This is a genomic window from Mycolicibacterium sp. XJ662 (genome assembly GCF_053484035.1).
Genome location: NZ_JBEFTL010000030.1, coordinates 1 through 1,271 on the forward strand (window position 1 = coordinate 1; position 1,271 = coordinate 1,271).

1 protein-coding gene is annotated in these 1,271 nt (G+C 68.0%); it reads left to right on the forward strand.

What is annotated here, in order from left to right; genetic code table 11:
* Positions 1 to 1,271, forward strand: a 1,271-nt coding sequence (locus ABQE93_RS27035) for a condensation domain-containing protein (protein WP_448411970.1), incomplete at both ends; no start/stop codon positions are given.

The window sequence follows — 1,271 nt, forward strand, 5'->3', positions numbered from 1 at the left end:
CAGCATTCTTTCGATGCAGGTCGCCTCACGCGCCAGGGCCGCCGGGCTGGTGTGCCGCCCGCGCGACATCTTCGTCGAGCAGACCGTGTCCCGGCTGGCTTCCGTGGTCAGGGCGGCGGGCAGCGCCGACGCGGCCGACGACGGCACCGGACCCGTGGTGGCGACCCCGATCATGCGGTGGCTGCAGAGCTTCGATGGCGCGATCGACGAGTTCAACCAGACGGTGCTGTTTCACGCCCCCGAGGGCGCTATCGAGGATGACGTGGTGGCGGTGCTGCAGGCCCTGCTGGACCGGCACGCCATGCTGCGGCTGCGGGTCGAGGACGACTCCGCAGGTGGTTGGTCTTTGACTGTGCCGCAAGCCGATTCAGTGGACGCCGCTGAGTGCGTACGGTCGGTGGACGCGTTGACCGATGAGGCGTTGATCGCGGCGCGGTCGCGATTGAACCCGGCCGATGGGGTGATGGTCAGCGCACTGTGGGCGGCCGGCACCCGACAGCTGGCGTTGATCGTCCACCACCTGGCCATCGACGGGGTGTCCTGGCGCATCCTGCTGGAAGACCTCAACATCGCCTGGGCCGAAATCCGCAAGGCGGAACCCATCGCGCTGCCTGCAGGTGGAACGTCGTTCGCGCGGTGGGCCGAGTTGCTGGCCGACCACGCCAGCCATCCAGAAGTGGTGCAGCTGGCCGACTCCTGGAAGCAGGTGGCGTCGGCTCCGGCAGTGCTGCCCGCGGTGCAACCCGATGTCGACACGTACGGGACGGCCGGCAGATTCACCGCTGAGCTGGACGCCGAAACCACCGCCATGCTTCTCGGCGAGGTGCCCGCGGCGTTTCACGCTGGCACACAAGACATTTTGTTGATCGCTTTCGCGCTGGCGTGGGCGCAACACCTGGGCAGGCCCGACACGCCGATCGGCATCGACGTGGAAGGGCACGGACGGCACGAGGAACTGGGCGCCGACCTAGACCTGTCACGCACGGTGGGTTGGTTCACCGCCAAATACCCTGTGTCGCTGGCGATACGCGGACTGTCGTGGGCGCAGGTGGTGTCCGGTGACGCGGCGCTGGCCGCCGTGCTCAAGGACGCCAAGGAACAGCTTCGTTCGCTACCCGACGGTCTGACCTACGGTCTGCTGCGCTACTTGAACCCCGAGGCCGAGCTGGGCGGCGCCGACCCGGCGATCGGGTTCAACTATCTGGGCCGCCTTGGCGCGTCGAGCGACGACGGATGGCAGATGAGCGCCGACGCCCTGTCGTTGTCGGGCA